This is a genomic window from Pseudomonas putida (assembly GCF_028682455.1).
GTDB lineage: Bacteria > Pseudomonadota > Gammaproteobacteria > Pseudomonadales > Pseudomonadaceae > Aquipseudomonas > Aquipseudomonas putida_AA.
The window spans coordinates 828,241-844,490 of sequence record NZ_JANHLD010000003.1 but is presented as its reverse complement, the minus strand read 5'-3'; the positions used below and the strand labels follow the sequence as shown (position 1 = coordinate 844,490).

At 62.3% G+C, this 16,250-nt stretch carries 21 protein-coding genes; 13 read left to right on the top strand and 8 right to left on the bottom strand.

Annotated features, from left to right (window positions below):
* The first annotated feature begins 16 nt into the window (after window positions 1-16).
* Both argS and NPS58_RS21015 read left to right on the top strand, forming a co-directional pair.
* A complete protein-coding gene (gene argS / locus NPS58_RS21020) occupies window positions 17-1,753 on the top strand; it encodes an arginine--tRNA ligase (protein ID WP_274117201.1) in 1,737 nt (578 codons plus the stop codon).
* A 1-nt stretch (window position 1,754) separates the two neighbouring features.
* Entirely contained in the window at window positions 1,755-2,444 is a 690-nt protein-coding gene (locus NPS58_RS21015) for an SPOR domain-containing protein (protein WP_274117200.1), read from the top strand.
* Between the two features lie 44 nt (window positions 2,445-2,488).
* On the opposite strand, the gene NPS58_RS21010 is transcribed toward NPS58_RS21015, so the two are convergent.
* A complete protein-coding gene (locus tag NPS58_RS21010) occupies window positions 2,489-2,908 on the bottom strand; it encodes a TM2 domain-containing protein (RefSeq protein WP_274117199.1) in 420 nt (139 codons plus the stop codon).
* Between the two features lie 247 nt (window positions 2,909-3,155).
* Here NPS58_RS21010 and NPS58_RS21005 point away from each other — a divergent pair, with 247 nt between their 5' ends.
* Complete coding sequence (locus NPS58_RS21005; protein WP_274117198.1) at window positions 3,156-3,779, top strand: C40 family peptidase; 624 nt, start codon at window positions 3,156-3,158, stop codon at window positions 3,777-3,779.
* Here the strand turns inward: NPS58_RS21005 and NPS58_RS21000 are convergent.
* Window positions 3,776-4,804 carry a type IV pilus twitching motility protein PilT gene (locus tag NPS58_RS21000; RefSeq protein ID WP_274117197.1) on the bottom strand — a complete coding sequence of 343 codons (1,029 nt, stop codon included), beginning with the start codon at window positions 4,802-4,804 and terminating at the stop codon, window positions 3,776-3,778. The genes NPS58_RS21005 and NPS58_RS21000 overlap by 4 nt on opposite strands.
* A gap of 66 nt (window positions 4,805-4,870) precedes the next feature.
* Here NPS58_RS21000 and NPS58_RS20995 point away from each other — a divergent pair, with 66 nt between their 5' ends.
* From NPS58_RS20995 to NPS58_RS20955, 9 genes are all read left to right on the top strand, one after another.
* Window positions 4,871-5,557 (top strand): YggS family pyridoxal phosphate-dependent enzyme, encoded by a 687-nt coding sequence (locus tag NPS58_RS20995; RefSeq protein ID WP_274117196.1) that lies wholly within the window; start codon window positions 4,871-4,873, stop codon window positions 5,555-5,557.
* Between the two features lie 38 nt (window positions 5,558-5,595).
* On the top strand, window positions 5,596-6,414 hold the full coding sequence (gene proC / locus NPS58_RS20990) for a pyrroline-5-carboxylate reductase (RefSeq protein ID WP_274117195.1): 819 nt from the start codon (window positions 5,596-5,598) through the stop codon (window positions 6,412-6,414).
* A gap of 10 nt (window positions 6,415-6,424) precedes the next feature.
* Window positions 6,425-7,015, top strand: a complete 591-nt coding sequence (locus NPS58_RS20985; protein WP_274117194.1) for a YggT family protein — start codon at window positions 6,425-6,427, stop codon at window positions 7,013-7,015.
* A 130-nt stretch (window positions 7,016-7,145) separates the two neighbouring features.
* Window positions 7,146-8,285: a homoserine O-succinyltransferase MetX gene (gene metX, locus NPS58_RS20980; RefSeq protein ID WP_274117193.1), complete on the top strand. Its 1,140-nt coding sequence runs from the start codon at window positions 7,146-7,148 to the stop codon at window positions 8,283-8,285.
* Between the two features lie 7 nt (window positions 8,286-8,292).
* Window positions 8,293-8,913 carry a methionine biosynthesis protein MetW gene (metW, locus tag NPS58_RS20975; protein ID WP_028943911.1) on the top strand — a complete coding sequence of 207 codons (621 nt, stop codon included), beginning with the start codon at window positions 8,293-8,295 and terminating at the stop codon, window positions 8,911-8,913.
* Between the two features lie 22 nt (window positions 8,914-8,935).
* A complete protein-coding gene (locus tag NPS58_RS20970) occupies window positions 8,936-9,370 on the top strand; it encodes a DUF4426 domain-containing protein (protein WP_028943910.1) in 435 nt (144 codons plus the stop codon).
* Complete coding sequence (gene rdgB, locus NPS58_RS20965) at window positions 9,367-9,963, top strand: RdgB/HAM1 family non-canonical purine NTP pyrophosphatase (protein WP_274117192.1); 597 nt, start codon at window positions 9,367-9,369, stop codon at window positions 9,961-9,963. The genes NPS58_RS20970 and rdgB overlap by 4 nt, the downstream gene beginning before the upstream one ends.
* Window positions 9,960-11,174 carry a radical SAM family heme chaperone HemW gene (gene hemW, locus NPS58_RS20960; RefSeq protein WP_274117191.1) on the top strand — a complete coding sequence of 405 codons (1,215 nt, stop codon included), beginning with the start codon at window positions 9,960-9,962 and terminating at the stop codon, window positions 11,172-11,174. The genes rdgB and hemW overlap by 4 nt, the downstream gene beginning before the upstream one ends.
* A 9-nt stretch (window positions 11,175-11,183) precedes the next feature.
* Entirely contained in the window at window positions 11,184-11,507 is a 324-nt protein-coding gene (locus tag NPS58_RS20955; RefSeq protein WP_274117190.1) for a DUF3392 domain-containing protein, read from the top strand.
* 91 nt (window positions 11,508-11,598) lie between these two features.
* Here NPS58_RS20955 and trmB read toward each other — a convergent pair whose 3' ends face one another.
* The 4 genes from trmB to NPS58_RS20935 all read right to left on the bottom strand — a co-directional run bounded on the left by trmB (window position 11,599) and on the right by NPS58_RS20935 (window position 13,847).
* Window positions 11,599-12,321 carry a tRNA (guanosine(46)-N7)-methyltransferase TrmB gene (trmB, locus tag NPS58_RS20950; RefSeq protein ID WP_274117189.1) on the bottom strand — a complete coding sequence of 241 codons (723 nt, stop codon included), beginning with the start codon at window positions 12,319-12,321 and terminating at the stop codon, window positions 11,599-11,601.
* Between the two features lie 9 nt (window positions 12,322-12,330).
* A complete protein-coding gene (locus NPS58_RS20945; protein ID WP_038615579.1) occupies window positions 12,331-13,125 on the bottom strand; it encodes a thiazole synthase in 795 nt (264 codons plus the stop codon).
* Between the two features lie 48 nt (window positions 13,126-13,173).
* Entirely contained in the window at window positions 13,174-13,374 is a 201-nt protein-coding gene (thiS, locus tag NPS58_RS20940) for a sulfur carrier protein ThiS (RefSeq protein ID WP_274117188.1), read from the bottom strand.
* A 101-nt stretch (window positions 13,375-13,475) separates the two neighbouring features.
* The gene (locus tag NPS58_RS20935) at window positions 13,476-13,847 is read right to left on the bottom strand and encodes a DUF423 domain-containing protein (protein WP_274117187.1); all 372 of its coding nucleotides are present in this window, start codon (window positions 13,845-13,847) and stop codon (window positions 13,476-13,478) included.
* Between the two features lie 33 nt (window positions 13,848-13,880).
* On the opposite strand from NPS58_RS20935, the gene mtgA reads away from it, so the two are divergent.
* Window positions 13,881-14,639, top strand: coding sequence for a monofunctional biosynthetic peptidoglycan transglycosylase (gene mtgA / locus NPS58_RS20930; protein WP_274117186.1), 759 nt, complete (start codon window positions 13,881-13,883; stop codon window positions 14,637-14,639).
* 63 nt (window positions 14,640-14,702) lie between these two features.
* Here the strand turns inward: mtgA and NPS58_RS20925 are convergent, their stop codons facing one another.
* Together NPS58_RS20925 and rpoH are read right to left on the bottom strand one after the other, a co-directional pair.
* Window positions 14,703-15,212, bottom strand: a complete 510-nt coding sequence (locus NPS58_RS20925; RefSeq protein WP_274117185.1) for a DUF1993 domain-containing protein — start codon at window positions 15,210-15,212, stop codon at window positions 14,703-14,705.
* A gap of 136 nt (window positions 15,213-15,348) precedes the next feature.
* Complete coding sequence (rpoH, locus tag NPS58_RS20920) at window positions 15,349-16,203, bottom strand: RNA polymerase sigma factor RpoH (RefSeq protein ID WP_274117184.1); 855 nt, start codon at window positions 16,201-16,203, stop codon at window positions 15,349-15,351.
* Between the last annotated feature and the right edge of the window lie 47 nt (window positions 16,204-16,250).

Genomic DNA, 16,250 nt, shown 5'->3' with positions numbered 1-16,250 from the left:
GTCGAAAGAGAAGCCCATGAAAGACACCATTCGCCAGCTGATCCAGCAAGCCCTCACCCAACTCGTCACCGACGGTGTGCTGCCTGAAGGGCTGACGCCGGCGATCCAGGTAGAAAACGCCCGTGACAAGACCCACGGCGATTTCGCCAGCAACATCGCGATGATGCTGGCCAAGCCTGCAGGCATGAAGCCCCGTGACCTGGCCGAGAAAATCATCAACGCCCTGCCTGCCGACCCGCAGGTCAGCAAGGTCGAGATCGCCGGCCCCGGCTTCCTGAACTTCTTCCAGAACACCCAGGCCCTGGCTACCCGCCTCGACACCGCCCTGGCCGACGCCAGGCTGGGCGTACGCAAGGCCGGCCCGCAGCAGAAGGTAGTGGTCGACCTCTCGGCCCCCAACCTTGCAAAAGAGATGCACGTCGGCCACCTGCGCTCGACCATCATTGGCGATGCGGTATCGCGCGTACTGGAATTTCTCGGCGACACCGTGATTCGCCAGAACCACGTCGGCGACTGGGGTACCCAGTTCGGCATGCTGATGGCTTACCTTCAGGAAAACCCGATCACCAGCGATGAGCTGTCGGACCTGGAGAACTTCTACCGCGCCGCGAAGAAGCGCTTCGACGAGTCCGAAGCGTTTGCCGACCGCGCCCGTGGCCTGGTGGTCAAGCTGCAGGCCGGTGACGAGGAATGCCTGAAGCTGTGGACCCGCTTCAAGGACATCTCCCTGTCCCACTGCCAGAAGACCTACGAGCTGCTCAACGTCAAGCTGACCATGGCCGACGTCATGGGCGAGAGCGCCTACAACGACGACCTGGCCAACGTGGTCGCCGACCTCAAGGCCAAAGGCATGCTGGTCGAGAGCAAGGGCGCCCAGTGCGTGTTCCTCGAAGACTTCAAGACTGCCGAGGGTGAGCCCCTGCCGGTGATCGTGCAGAAGGCCGACGGCGGCTACCTGTACGCCACCACCGACCTCGCTGCCGTGCGTTATCGCAGCAACGTGCTCAAGGCCGACCGCGCCCTGTACTTCGTCGACCAGCGCCAGGCCCTGCACTTCAACCAGGTGTTCGAAGTGGCCCGTCTGGCGGGCTTTGTCGGTCACCCGATGCAAATGGAACACATGGGCTTCGGCACCATGAACGGCGCCGATGGCCGTCCGTTCAAGACCCGTGACGGCGGCACCGTCAAGCTGATCGACCTGCTCACCGAAGCCAAGGAGCGCGCCTACGCCCTGGTCAAGGAGAAGAACCCCGAGCTTGCCGAGGACGAACTGCGCGCCATCGCCGAGGTGGTGGGCATCGGCGCGGTCAAGTACGCCGACCTGTCCAAGCACCGCACCAGCGACTACAGCTTCAACTTCGAGCTGATGCTCAACTTCGAAGGCAACACGGCACCGTACCTGCTGTACGCCTACACCCGCGTGGCCGGCGTATTCCGCAAGCTGGGCAAAGGCTTCGACGAGGTCGACGGGCAGATCATCCTGCAAGCGCCTCAAGAGCAGGACCTGGCTGCACGCCTGGCCCAGTTTGGCGAAATCCTGAACAACGTCGCCGAAAAAGGCACGCCACACGTACTGTGCGCCTATCTGTACGACGTGGCCGGCCTGTTCTCCAGCTTCTACGAGAACTGCCCGATCCTGGCCGCCGAAACCCCGGAACAAATGCAGAGCCGCCTGCGCCTGGCAGCCCTGACCGGTCGCACCCTCAAGCAAGGTCTGGAACTGCTCGGCCTGGAAACCCTGGAGCGCATGTAAGTTGGCTGCCAAGAAAAAACCTGCACCCAAGCGCGGCGCCAGTCGCTACCAGCCACCTGCCAAGCAGCCAATCCCGGGTTGGCTGTGGCTGGCGATTGGCCTGAGCGTCGGCGCCTTCGTGGTTTTCCTGATGAAACTCGAGCCTGGCAACGAAGAGGTCAAGCGCGCCAAGCCCGAGCAGCACAAGGCCGAGAAGACCGCCGAAGCCAATAAGACTGCGCCCAGCCCACAGCAGCCGGTGAAACCCAAGTATGACTTCTATACCTTGCTGCCCGAGTCTGAAGTGATCGTGCCGCCAGAAGCCGTGCCGGAGAAAACCCCACCAGTCCCGGCGCAGCCGCCGGTCACGCCGGCTGAAGCCGCGAAGATCGATACCGCCCGCGCCCAGGCGGCGCTGATGGGGCAGACGCCACCGCCTGCACCACCGGTGATCAAGCCGGCGGCGACCACCCAGTTCTTCCTGCAGGCCGGTTCGTTCCGCAAGCAGGCCGATGCCGACAAGGTGCGCGCGCAGATCATTCTGCTCGGCCAGGCGGTGAAGGTGGAGTCCGGGACAGTGAAAGATGAAACCTGGTACCGGGTACTGGTCGGTCCGTTCAGCAACCGTGAACAACTGACCGTCGCCCAGAAGCAACTGGCCGGCAGCGGCTTCAGCAACCTGCTGTTGCAGCAGCGCCAGACCCGCCAGTAAAACCGCCTGCGGCCTTGTCGACATCGACAAGGCCGCAGTCTTTTTCAGCGCCGTTGTGCGTTGGCCAGCGACACCTGGGTGTTCAGCGTCCAGAAGTCGTACAAGACCCCCACCAGAAACAACCCACCCGTGAACAGGTAGAGGATCCCGGTGATCCATTTGCCCTGATACATGCGGTGCACGCCGAATACACCCAGGAAGGTCAGCAGGATCCACGACAGGCTGTAGTCCAGGGGGCCGGCGTGAAAGCGCAGGTCTGCCTCGCGATCCATGGCCGGGATCAGGAACAGGTCGATCAGCCAACCGATGCCCAGCAGGCCAAGGGTGAAGAACCAGATCGTACCGGTGACCGGCTTGCCGTAATAAAAGCGGTGGGCGCCAGTGAAGCCAAAAATCCACAGCAGATAACCGATCACTTTGCTGTGAGTGTCATGCAGCTGTCCGTCCTGTTGATAACTGTTCATTCATAGCCTCTGAGGGTTATCGGAAAATTTTCTAAGAAAAAATGTGACTTCTTTGTGTCGAGCCGACGTGTGGCATTTGCCCCACTTGCTTCGCGCAAAAGCTTGCCCCGCCTGGCCCGCGCCACTCCAAAGCATTTTTTTGCTGCAATGTGGCCGGTTTTCAAGGCCGTTGCAATCGACCAACGGATCAGAAATTGATCAAAAAGCTGTTATAAAGTTGCGCGCTTAACCAACAAGAGCCCTGCCTATGCGTCCTTTTTTCAAGACATGGCTGACCCTTTGCCTATTATTGCCACTGGCCGCCCACGCCACCAACCGTGAGCAACGTTTACCCAACGGCTTTTCCGGGTACACCACCAATTCATCGGCTGTGCGTTCCCCCCAGAACGTCAGTCACAAGGTCCAGAACCGCACCCGCTCCAGCAAACCAAGCCTGCCGGTGGCGTCGATGTCGCCCCAGCAAAGCAGCGATGTGCTCAGCCGCGCCGTCAATGTACTGGGCACCCCGTACCGTTGGGGCGGCAGCAGCCCAAGCAAGGGCTTCGACTGCAGCGGCCTGGTCAAGTACGCCTTCCACGAAGTTGAAGAAGTCGACTTGCCACGCACCTCCAACGCGATGGCCCAGGGCCACGGTATCAAGGTCGATCGCGACGAGCTCAAGCCGGGCGACCTGATCTTCTTCAATATCAAGAGCCGTCGGGTAAACCACGTCGCCATCTACCTGGGTAACGACCGCTTCATCCATGCCCCTCGCACGGGCAAGCGGGTGAGCATCGACACCTTGAGCAAGCCCTACTGGCGCAGCCGCTATGTGGTGGCCAAGCGCGTCCTGCCGAAAAGCCAGCAATTGGCCCTGGCTGCCAATCACTAAAAACCGCCATGCGCCCGCTCCCGGGCGCTGTCCGGGCTGATCAGCCCACGCTGGAGCAGGCCCTGCAGGCAACTGTCCAGGGTCTGCATACCCAACGCTCCCCCGGTTTGAATCGTCGAATACAGCTGGGCCACCTTGCCCTCGCGCACCAGGTTGCGCACCGCAGGGGTGGCCAGCAGCACCTCATGGGCCGCGATCCGGCCGCCCCCTGTCCGTGCCACCAGCACCTGCGACACCACCGCCTGCAGCGCTTCAGCCAGCATGGCGCGGACCAGCTGTTTCTCTTGCGCGGCGAACACATCCACCAGACGGTCGATGGTTTTTGCCGCCGACCCGGTGTGAACCGTCGCCAATACCAGGTGCCCGGTCTCGGCGGCGGTCAGGGCCAGGCGAATGGTTTCCTGGTCACGCAGCTCGCCCAGCATGATCACGTCCGGGTCCTGGCGCAGCGAAGCGCGCAAGGCCTGGGCGAACCCCCGGCTGTGCCTGCCGACTTCGCGCTGGCTGATCAGGCTGCGTTGGGGGCTGTGGATAAATTCGATGGGGTCTTCGAGCGTCAGGATGTGCAGCGCGCGCTCCCGGTTCAGGTGATCGAGCAAGGCCGCCAGAGTGGTGGTCTTGCCGGAGCCGGTAGGCCCGGTGACCAGCACAAGGCCCGACGACAACTCGGCGATCTGGCGAAACACGTCCCCCAGGCCCAACTCGGCCAGGGTGCTCACCTTGCCTGCAATCACCCGCACTACCGCGCTCGGACCTTGCAGCTGATTGAACGCATTGACCCGAAATCGCCCAAGCCCCGGCACAGCGACCGAAAAGTCTATATCCAGATGAGTTTCAAAATCCTTCTTCTGCGATTCGGACATCAATTGCCCGAGCAAACCATGCACCTGCTCAGCGCTGAACGCCGGCAGGCTGAGGCGGCTGATGCATCCATCCAGACGGATCGCTGGCACCTCGGCTGCAGCCAGGTGCAGGTCCGAGGCGCCGGCCCTGGTTGCCAGGCCAAGCAGTTCAGTCACATCCATGAGACTCCCCAAAGGCTGCCAAGCAGGTAGAATGCCGCAGACCCAAAGAGCCGCTGGCATCGATCAATGTCCACCATAGCAGACAACCTTTCCGCGCTTGCCGCACGCATCAGTGCCGCCGCCCAGGCCGCCGGGCGCGAACCCTCCGACATCCGCCTGCTCGCGGTGAGCAAGACCAAACCCGCCGCCGCGGTGCGCGAGGCCTTTGCCGCCGGGGTGCGTGACGTAGGTGAAAACTACCTGCAGGAAGCCTTGAACAAACAGGGCGAATTGACCGACCTACCCTTGACCTGGCACTTCATCGGCCCCATTCAGTCGAACAAGACGCGTGCAATCGCCGAGCATTTTGACTGGGTACATTCCGTGGACCGCCTGAAGATCGCCCAACGCCTGTCCGAGCAACGCCCCGATGGCCTGGCACCGCTGAACATCTGCCTGCAGGTGAATGTCAGTGGCGAAACCAGCAAATCCGGCTGCAGCCCCGACGAGCTGCCCGACCTGGCACGTGCCATCGTTGCACTGCCGCGCCTGCGCTTGCGCGGGCTGATGGCGATTCCCGAGCCCACCGACGATCGCGCCGCACAAGAAGCCGCCTTCGCCCAGGTTCGCCAGCTGCAGGCCAGCCTGGACCTGGCGCTGGACACCCTTTCCATGGGCATGAGCCACGACCTGGAAGCGGCCATCGCCCAGGGCGCGACCTGGGTCCGTATCGGAACGGCGCTGTTTGGCGCCCGCGACTACGGCCAGCCCTGACCCATGCCTTTTTCAATCTTTCCCCTCAAGGACCTGACATGAGCAAGACTCGTATTGCCTTTATCGGCGCCGGCAACATGGCCGCCAGCCTGATCGGCGGCCTGCGCGCCCAAGGTCTGGACGCTTCGCAGCTTTGCGCCAGCGACCCGGGTGCCGAGCAACGGGCCAAGATCCATGCCGAGCACGGCATCGAAATGTTCGCCGACAACGCCCAGGCCATCGACGGTGCCGACGTTATCGTCCTGGCGGTCAAGCCGCAGGCCATGAAAGCCGTGTGCGAAGCCCTCAAGCCACGCCTCAAGCCCGGGCAACTGGTGGTCTCGATTGCCGCCGGGATCACCTGCGCGAGCATGAACAACTGGCTCGGCGCCCAGCCCATCGTGCGTTGCATGCCCAACACCCCGGCGCTGCTGCGCCAGGGCGTCAGCGGCCTGTATGCCACCGCCCAGGTCTCGGCCGCGCAGCGCCAGCAAGCCGAACAGCTACTGTCGGCGGTAGGCATCGCCCTGTGGCTGGACACCGAGCAACAGCTCGACGCTGTCACCGCCGTGTCCGGCAGCGGCCCTGCCTACTTCTTCCTGCTGATCGAGGCAATGACAGCCGCCGGTGAAAAACTCGGCCTGCCACGGGAAACCGCTGCCAAACTGACCCTGCAAACCGCCCTGGGCGCTGCCCACATGGCCGTCAGCAGCGATGTCGACGCCGCCGAGCTGCGTCGCCGCGTCACTTCGCCAGCCGGTACCACGGAAGCGGCGATCAAGTCGTTCCAGGCCGATGGCTTCGAAGCGCTGGTGGAGAAAGCGCTGGGCGCCGCGGCGCATCGCTCGGCCGAGATGGCCGAACAACTGGGCAACTAAGGAGCCGAACATGATCGGATTGAACACCGCTGCCATTTACATCCTGCAAACCCTGGGCAGCCTCTACCTGCTCATCATCATGCTGCGCTTCATCCTGCAGCTGGTGCGCGCCGACTTCTACAACCCGCTCAGCCAGTTCGCCGTACGCGCCACCCAACCCCTGCTCAAGCCCATGCGCCGAATCATCCCGAGCCTGTTCGGCCTGGACATGTCGTCGCTGCTGCTGGCGATCATCGTGCAAATGCTGATCATGGGCCTGACGCTGCTGCTGGCCTACGGCACCACCGGCAACCCGGTGCAACTGCTGATCTGGTCGATCATTGGCGTGACCGCCCTGTTCCTGAAGATCTTCTTCTTCGCCCTGATCATCAGCGTGATCCTTTCCTGGGTCGCACCGGGCAGCCACAACCCGGGCGCCGAGCTGATCAACCAGATCTGCGATCCGTTCCTGGCCCCGTTCCGCCGCATCCTGCCGAACCTGGGCGGCCTGGATATCTCGCCGATCCTGGCGTTCATGGCACTCAAGCTGATCGACATGCTGGTCATCAACAACCTGGCGGCCATGACCGGTATGCCGGAGATGCTGCGCCTGCTGGTTTGATCGTGGATTCTTCGCGGGGCAAGCCCGCTCCTGCGGCTTTTGTGGGAGCGGGCTTGCGCCGCGATGCTTTCCTTGCCGCACTCATCAGTGGTCTTTAGACTTACGCCTCATTTAAGCGTGAGCAGGGTCGATGTCCACTGTCTTTCCCGAAGATTCGGTCGGTCTGGTAACACCGCAACTGGCGCAGTTCAACGAGCCCCTGGCGCTGGCCTGCGGTCGCTCGCTGACCTCCTATGAACTGATCTACGAAACCTACGGCACGCTCAACAGCTCAGCCAGCAATGCTGTGCTGATCTGCCATGCGCTGTCCGGCCATCACCATGCGGCGGGCTACCACAGCCCCGACGACCGCAAGCCGGGCTGGTGGGACAGCTGCATCGGCCCGGGCAAACCGATCGACACCAATCGCTTTTTCGTGGTCAGCCTGAACAACCTCGGCGGTTGCAATGGCAGTACCGGCCCGAGCAGTGTCAACCCGGCCACCGGCAAGCCCTATGGCGCCGATTTCCCGGTGTTGACCGTCGAAGACTGGGTGCACAGCCAGGCGCGCCTGGCGGATCGCCTGGGCATCCAGCAATGGGCCGCAGTCGTCGGTGGCAGCCTGGGTGGCATGCAGGCCCTGCAATGGACCATCACCTACCCGGATCGCGTGCGCCACTGCCTGGACATCGCTTCGGCGCCCAAGCTCTCGGCGCAGAACATCGCCTTCAACGAGGTGGCTCGCCAGGCCATCCTCACCGACCCGGAGTTTCATGGCGGCTCGTTCCAGGACCGCGGCGTGATCCCCAAGCGCGGCCTGATGCTGGCGCGCATGGTCGGGCACATCACCTACCTGTCCGATGACTCCATGGGCGAGAAATTCGGCCGCGAGCTCAAGAGTGACAAGCTCAACTACGACTTCCACAGCGTCGAGTTCCAGGTGGAAAGCTACCTGCGCTACCAGGGCGAGGAGTTCTCCGGGCGTTTCGACGCCAACACCTACCTGCTGATGACCAAGGCGCTGGACTACTTCGACCCGGCCGCCGCCCACGGTGGCGACCTCGCGGCCACCCTGGCCCATGTCACCGCAGACTACTGCGTGATGTCGTTCACCACCGACTGGCGCTTTTCGCCGGCGCGCTCGCGGGAGATCGTCGATGCGCTGATCGCCGCGCGCAAGAACGTCTGCTACCTGGATATCGACTCGCCCTATGGCCACGATGCCTTCCTGATCCCGACCCCGCGCTACATCACGGGATTCACGAACTACATGAACCGCATCGTCTGCTGAGGACCCTATGAGAGCCGACCTGGAAATCATCCAAGACTGGATCCCCGCCGGTAGCCGGGTACTCGACCTCGGTTGCGGTACCGGCGAGCTGCTGGCCTCGCTGCGCGACAACAAGCAGGTCGCAGGCTATGGCCTGGAGATCGACCCTGACAACATCGCCCAGTGCGTGGCCAAGGGCGTCAACGTCATCGAACAGGACCTGGACAAGGGCCTGGGCAACTTCGCCAGCAACAGTTTCGACGTGGTGGTCATGACCCAGGCCCTGCAGGCCGTGGAATATCCCGACCGGATCCTCGACGAGATGCTGCGCGTGGGTCGCCAGTGCATCATCACCTTCCCCAATTTCGGCCACTGGCGGTGCCGTTGGTACCTGGCGACCAAGGGTCGCATGCCCGTTTCCGACTTCATGCCGTATACCTGGTACAACACGCCGAACATCCACTTCTGTACCTTCGAAGACTTCGAGGCGCTGTGCAGCGAGCGTCGCGCCCAGGTACTCGACCGCCTGGCGGTCGACCACTTGCACCGCCACGGGTGGGCGAGCAGGCTATGGCCTAATCTTCTAGGGGAGATCGGCATTTACCGTGTCAGCAGCCCCGGCCTTCTGGAACACAAGGTCGCTGTCTAACCATCAGCTGAGGAGAACGAACATGCGCCGTTTGTTGAGCTTTTTACTGGTTGCCTGCCTGAGCGCATCGGCAGTCGCTGCCGATGCCATCAAGGGTGAACGCAAGGAAGTCTTCGGGGATACCACGGTGCACTACAGCACCTTCATTTCCACCTTCCTGCAACCGGACACGGCCAAGGCCGCCGAACTGATCCGCAGCAAGAACCAGGGTGTGATCAACGTTTCGGTGATCAAGGCCGGCAAGCCCGTGGTCACCCAGGTCAACGGCACCGTCAAGGACCTGACCAGCGCCTCGGTCCCGCTGAAGTTCAAGCAGATTACCGAGCAAGGTGCGATCTACTACATCGCCCAGTTCCCTGTCGAACAACAGGAAACCCGTACCTTCACCATTAACGTTGGCATTGATGGCAAGACCGAGACCATCAGTTTCAACCAAGAGCTTTTCCCAGGCGAATGATGACTTTCCAGCAACTCGTATTGGCCAGCCACAACGCTGGCAAACTCAAGGAACTGCAGGCCATGCTCGGTGACACCGTGCAGCTGCGCTCCATCGGCGAATTCAGCAGTGTAGAGCCGGAAGAAACCGGCCTCTCGTTCGTCGAGAATGCCATCCTCAAGGCGCGCAATGCTGCGCGCATCTCCGGCCTGCCGGCGCTGGCCGACGATTCGGGCCTGGCGGTGGACTTCCTCGGCGGCGCACCGGGTATCTACTCGGCGCGCTATGCCGATGGCCAGGGCGATGCAGCCAACAACGCCAAGCTGCTCGAAGCCCTCAAGGATGTACCTGAGGCCGAGCGCGGCGCGCAGTTCGTCTGTGTCCTGGCCCTGGTGCGCCATGCCGACGACCCGTTGCCGATTCTCTGCGAAGGGCTGTGGCACGGCCGCATCCTGACCGAGGCCAGCGGCGAACACGGCTTTGGCTACGATCCCTTGTTCTGGGTACCGGAGCGCGACTGCTCCAGCGCCGACCTGAACCCTGCCGACAAGAACCTGATCAGCCACCGTGCCCGTGCCATGAGCCTGCTGCGTCAACGTCTGGGCCTGGCATGACCGATCATTCGCCGGCACAGCAACTGCACCTGGGCGAGGCTGGCTTTACCTCCCGGACACCACGGGTGGCCTTGGCACAACTGCCACCCCTGGCGCTATACATTCATATCCCGTGGTGCGTGCGCAAGTGCCCGTACTGCGACTTCAACTCCCACGCCGCAACGCCCGAGCTGCCGGAAGAAGAGTACGTCGATGCGTTGCTGGCCGATCTCGACCAGGAGCTTGGCGCGGTATACGGCCGTTCGATCAGCTCGATATTCTTCGGTGGCGGCACCCCCAGCCTGTTCAGCGCTGGCGCCCTGGACCGCTTGCTGGCGGGCGTGGAGCAACGCGTTGCGTTCGCCAGCGATATCGAAATTACCCTGGAAGCCAACCCGGGGACGTTCGAGCAGGAGAAGTTCAAGGCCTATCGGCAACTGGGGATCAATCGCCTATCGATTGGTATCCAGAGCTTCGAGCAGGCCAAGCTCGAAGCCCTCGGGCGTATCCACAATGGTGACGAAGCCATTCGCGCTGCCGACATGGCCCGCAATGCCGGCTTCGACAACTTCAACCTCGACCTGATGCATGGCCTGCCCGATCAATCCCTGGACGACGCCCTGGGCGACCTGCGCCAGGCTATCGCGCTGGCGCCCACGCACCTGTCCTGGTACCAGCTGACCCTGGAACCGAACACCGTGTTCTGGAACCAGCCGCCGCTGCTGCCCGAAGACGACATCCTCTGGGATATCCAGGAAGCCGGACAAGCCCTGCTCGCCAGCCACGGCTACGCCCAGTACGAGGTCTCGGCCTACGCCCAGCCCGGTCGGGCGGCCCGGCACAACCTCAACTACTGGAGCTTTGGCGATTTCATCGGCATCGGTGCCGGTGCCCACGGCAAGCTCAGCCATCCGGACGGGCGCATCCTGCGCACTTGGAAGACCCGCCTGCCCAAGGACTACCTGAATCCGGCCAAGCCCTTCAAGGCGGGCGAGAAGCTGCTGCCGGTAGATGAGCTGCCGTTCGAGTTCCTGATGAACGCCCTGCGCCTGACCCAGGGTGTGGACGCCGAGCTGTTCAGCCAGCGCACGGGACTGGCGCTGGAACAACTGACAGAGGCACGGCGCGAGGCCGAACAAAAAGGCTTATTGCAGGTCGAAACGACGCGACTGGTCGCCACCCCGCGAGGCCAGTTGTTCCTCAACGACCTGCTGCAGTATTTCTTGACCTAAGGATTGCGAATGGACCTGGTACTCGACCTGCTCTCGACCGTTTCCCGCTGGAGTCGCAGCAACTTGTCGGAGATCTCACTGGCGCTTGTAGGCTGCTTGCTGGTGCTGTTCGGCACCGACATCAAAGGCTGGGTAGAACAACGCCTGGGCGGCCTGGCAGGCGCCTTGCGTGTACCGTTCATGGCTGTGCTGGTGATGATCGGCAGTGGCGCCGCGTTGATCTATGCCACGCCCTGGGTGGTGAAGGGGCTGGCGCAGTTCAACAACTATGCGTTGGCGCCGGTGTTGCTGATTGTGCTGGTGTTGATTGGCGTGGTCGCTGACCGCCGCTAAAAGCATCGCCGGCAAGCCGGCTCCCACAGGTTGATCACAACCCCCTGTGGAAGCCGGCTTGCCGGCGATCGAGCGTAAAGCGCTCGCAGATTTACGCCAGTTTTTCGAACTTCAAGTCCCACACCCCATGCCCAAGTCGCTCGCCACGGCGTTCGAACTTGGTGATCGGGCGCTCGGCCGGACGCTCCACGCACTTGCCGTCGGCGGCCAGGTTGCGATAACCCGGGGCGACATTCATCACCTCCAGCATGTACTCGGCATAGGGCTCCCAGTCGGTAGCCATATGGAATACACCGCCCACCTTCAGCTTGCTGCGCACAAGCTCGGCAAACTCCGGCTGCACGATACGACGCTTATGGTGACGGCTCTTGTGCCACGGGTCTGGGAAGAACAGCATCAGGCGATCGAGGCTGTTGTCGGCCACGCACTTGTTGAGCACTTCGATGGCATCGCAGTCATACACCCGCAGGTTCTTCAGGCCCTGGGTCAGTACGCCGTTGAGCAGCGCACCCACACCCGGACGGTGTACTTCGACACCGATGAAGTCTTGCTCAGGCGCGGCGGCGGCCATTTCCAGCAGGGAATGGCCCATGCCGAAACCGATCTCCAGGGTGCGCGGAGCCGAGCGGCCAAACACCTGGTCGTAGTCCACCGGGCTGTCGGCCAGTGGCAGGATGAACAGCGGCCCACCCTGCTCCAGGCCACGTTGCTGGCCTTCGGTCATGCGCCCGGCGCGCATCACGAAACTCTTGATGCGACGGTGTTGGCGCTCTTCGCCTTCGGTAGAGATCGGCGTTTCTTGCGATTCAGTCATCAGGGGCTCTTACTTGATCAGACCATCCAGCGGCGACGAGGCGCTGGCATAGAGTTTTTTCGGCATACGCCCGGCGAGGTAGGCCAGGCGGCCGGCAACGATGGCGTGTTTCATGGCTTCAGCCATCATGATCGGCTGCTGGGCGTTGGCAATGGCCGAGTTCATCAGCACTGCCTCGCAGCCCATTTCCATGGCGATGGTCGCGTCGGACGCGGTACCGACACCGGCGTCGACCAGCACGGGCACTTTCGATTCTTCGAGGATGATCTGCAGGTTGTACGGGTTGCAGATCCCCAGGCCGGTACCGATCAGGCCGGCCAGCGGCATCACGGCGATACAACCGGCCTCGGCCAGCTGGCGGGCAATGATTGGATCGTCGCTGGTGTAGACCATCACGTCGAAACCGTCCTTGACCAGCACTTCGGCGGCCTTGAGGGTTTCGATCACGTTGGGGAACAGGGTCTTCTGGTCGGCCAGTACTTCCAGCTTGACCAGGTTGTGGCCATCGAGCAGCTCACGGGCCAGGCGGCAGGTACGCACGGCCTCGACCGCATCGTAGCAACCGGCAGTGTTCGGCAGGATGGTGTAACGGTCCGGCGGCAGCACATCGAGCAGGTTCGGTTCGCCCGGGTTCTGGCCGATGTTGGTGCGACGCACGGCCACGGTGACGATCTCGGCACCCGAAGCCTCGATGGCCAGGCGGGTTTCTTCAAGGTCACGGTACTTGCCGGTGCCGACCAGCAGGCGCGACTGGAAGGTACGGCCGGCCAGGGTGAAGGGCTTGTCGCTGCGAAGGTTGCTCATCGGAAATCCTCTGAAAGGTTGAGGGACTTGCAAGGTAATCCTGGGGCCCTAGCCGCCGCCGATGGCATGCACGACTTCGACCTGATCGCCGTCACGCAGCGACGTGGCTGCATGCTGGCTACGTGGCACGATATCCAGGTTGAGCTCTACCGCGACGCGGCGCCCGACAAGGTCCAGGCGGGCCAGCAGGGCCTCGACGCTTTCGCCGTCGGGCAACTCGAAGGGTTCACCGTTCAATTGAATGCGCATGCGCACGGCCACCATTATTTTTAGGGGCCAGCATTCTAGCCCCGATCAGGTGCTGCGACCAAGGCCAAGCATCGCCATTCGTCTCGATTTGGACTGCCGGGTCAACCCAGGCGCCAGGCAGCAAGGCCCAGGCACAGCCAGCCACCGAGGAATGCCAGGCCACCGATGGGGGTGATGATGCCCAGCTTGCCAATGCCGCTGAGGGTCAGCAGGTACAGGCTGCCGGAAAACAACACGATCCCCAGGGCGAACAGGCCACCGGCCCAGCCCACCAGGCGTCCGGGCAACTGCGTGGCCAGCACGGCAACTCCGAGCAGGGCCAGGGCATGGACCAGCTGATAGGTCACACCGGTCTGGAAGATCGCCAGGTACTCGCTGCTCAAGCGTCCCTTGAGGCCATGGGCGGCGAAGGCGCCCAGGGCCACGCCGGTGAATCCGAAAAACGCCGCAAGCAGCAGAAAGCTACGAAGCATGGGATGACTCCTAGTCAGCACAGGGTCTGTATAATGGCCCGCTCCATCGGTTCGGCCAAGCCATCACCTATGTTGTCTTCCATTTTCCGCCGCCTCACCCGCGCCCTGCTCTGGTTTGCCGTTGGCAGCGTGCTGCTGGTATTGGTGTTCCGCTGGGTACCACCACCCGGCACTGCGCTGATGGTCGAACGCAAGGTCGAGTCCTGGTTCAACGGCCAGCCAATCGACCTGCAACGCGACTGGGAGCCCTGGGAGCGCATTTCCGATGAGCTCAAGGTGGCGGTAATCGCCGGTGAAGACCAGAAGTTCGCCAACCACTGGGGCTTCGACTTGAACGCCATCCAGGCGGCGCTGGCCCATAACGAACGCGGTGGCAGCCTTCGCGGCGCCAGTACCCTCAGCCAGCAAGTGGCCAAGAATCAGTTTCTATGGGCGGGGCGCAGTTGGTTGCGCAAAGGGCTTGAGGCCTGGTTCACCACCTTGATCGAGCTGCTGTGGTCCAAGGAGCGAATTCTTGAGGTCTACCTCAACAGCGCCGAGTGGGGCGAAGGGGTGTTTGGTGCCCAAGCCGCCGCGCAGCACCATTTCGGTGTCGACGCCAGCCGCTTGAGCCGGCAGCAGGCGAGCCTGCTGGCCGCGGTGCTACCGAGCCCGCTCAACTGGAGCGCCAGCCGCCCCAGCAGCTACGTGGCGCGGCGTGCCGGCTGGATCCGTCAGCAGATGCGCCAGCTAGGCGGCAGTGGCTACCTCGCGCAGCTCGAAAGCCCGCGCAAGGCGCCCTGGAGCCAATAAAAAGCCCGGCAAAGCGCATACTTTGCCGGGCTTTTATTGTTTGCTGATTACCGGGCAAACGCCTTAGAACGCGCCCATGTAGTCACGTTTGCCCACTTCCACACCGTTGTGACGCAAGATTGCGTAAGTCGTGGTGACGTGGAAGAAAAACTGCGGCAGGCCGTAGGTCAGCAAATATGCCTGGCCACTGAAGCGTTTCTCTTTCGGCGTGCCCGGACGGGTCACGATCTCGATGCCTTCCTTACCATCGATCTGCGCTGGCGTAACGCCGTCCAGGAAAGCCAGAACCTTGGTGATCAGCGCTTGCAGTTCAGCAAAGGTGGTTTCGTTGTCATCGTATTTGGGCAACTCGACCTCAGCCAGGCGCGCCGATACACCCTTGGCGAAATCAACAGCGATCTGCACCTGGCGAACCAATGGAAACATATCCGGATACAGGCGAGCCTGCAGGAAGACGCTCGGGTCAATGTTTTTCGCCGTGGCGTGAGCTTCGGCCTTGTTCAGGACCCCACTCAAGGCGTTGAGCATCTGCTTGAAGACAGGAACAGAAGCGGCGTACAAGGAAATGGTCATAACAGTCTCTACAGGGTGACGGAAAAATGACGGGACCAACGTGGCGCGATTATAGACCCGCGCTGCTACCTGAAACTCAGCCCCAATAAAAAAGCCCCGACACGTCGGGGCTTTTTGACTATTGCTGTCGCACGACTCAGATTGCGATCAAGGCTTTCACCTTGTTCATCGCATTCTTCTCCAGCTGACGAATCCGCTCGGCGGATACGCTGTATTTCTCGGCCAGGTCATGCAGCGTGGCTTTCTCCTCGGCCAGCCAGCGCTGGTAGAGGATGTCGCGGCTACGGTCGTCCAGGCCTTGCAGGGCTTCATGCAGGTTGCTGGTGGAGTTATCGCTCCAGTCGGCATCCTCGAGCTGACGCGCCGGGTCGTACCGGTGGTCTTCCAGGTAGTTGGCCGGCGACTGGAACGCGCTGTCGTCGTCGGCTTCGGACGCCGGATCGAAGGCCATGTCCTGGCCAGTGAGGCGACTTTCCATCTCGCGCACTTCGCGCGGCTCCACACCCAGGCTTTCGGCAACCCGATGAACTTCGTCGTTGTTCAGCCAGGCCAGACGCTTTTTCTGGCTGCGCAGGTTGAAGAACAGCTTGCGCTGGGCCTTGGTGGTGGCCACCTTGACGATGCGCCAGTTGCGCAGGATGAACTCGTGGATTTCCGCCTTGATCCAGTGCACGGCAAAGGACACCAGGCGTACGCCCATTTCAGGGTTGAAACGCTTGACCGCTTTCATCAGGCCAACGTTGCCTTCCTGGATCAAGTCGGCCTGGGCCAGCCCGTAGCCGGAATAGCTGCGGGCGATATGTACGACAAACCGCAGGTGGGCGAGCACCATCTGCCGAGCCGCCTCAAGATCCTGCTCATAGTAGAGACTCTCGGCCAGTTCACGCTCCTGCTCCGGCGTCAGCAATGGAATGCTGTTGACCGTGTGCACGTAGGCTTCCAGGTTTGCGCCGGGAACCAGGGCATAGGCAGGTTGCAACGAAGTGGTCATACGAAAAAACCTCCGACTCACTAAACTCGTGCCCGTGGGCACTGCCA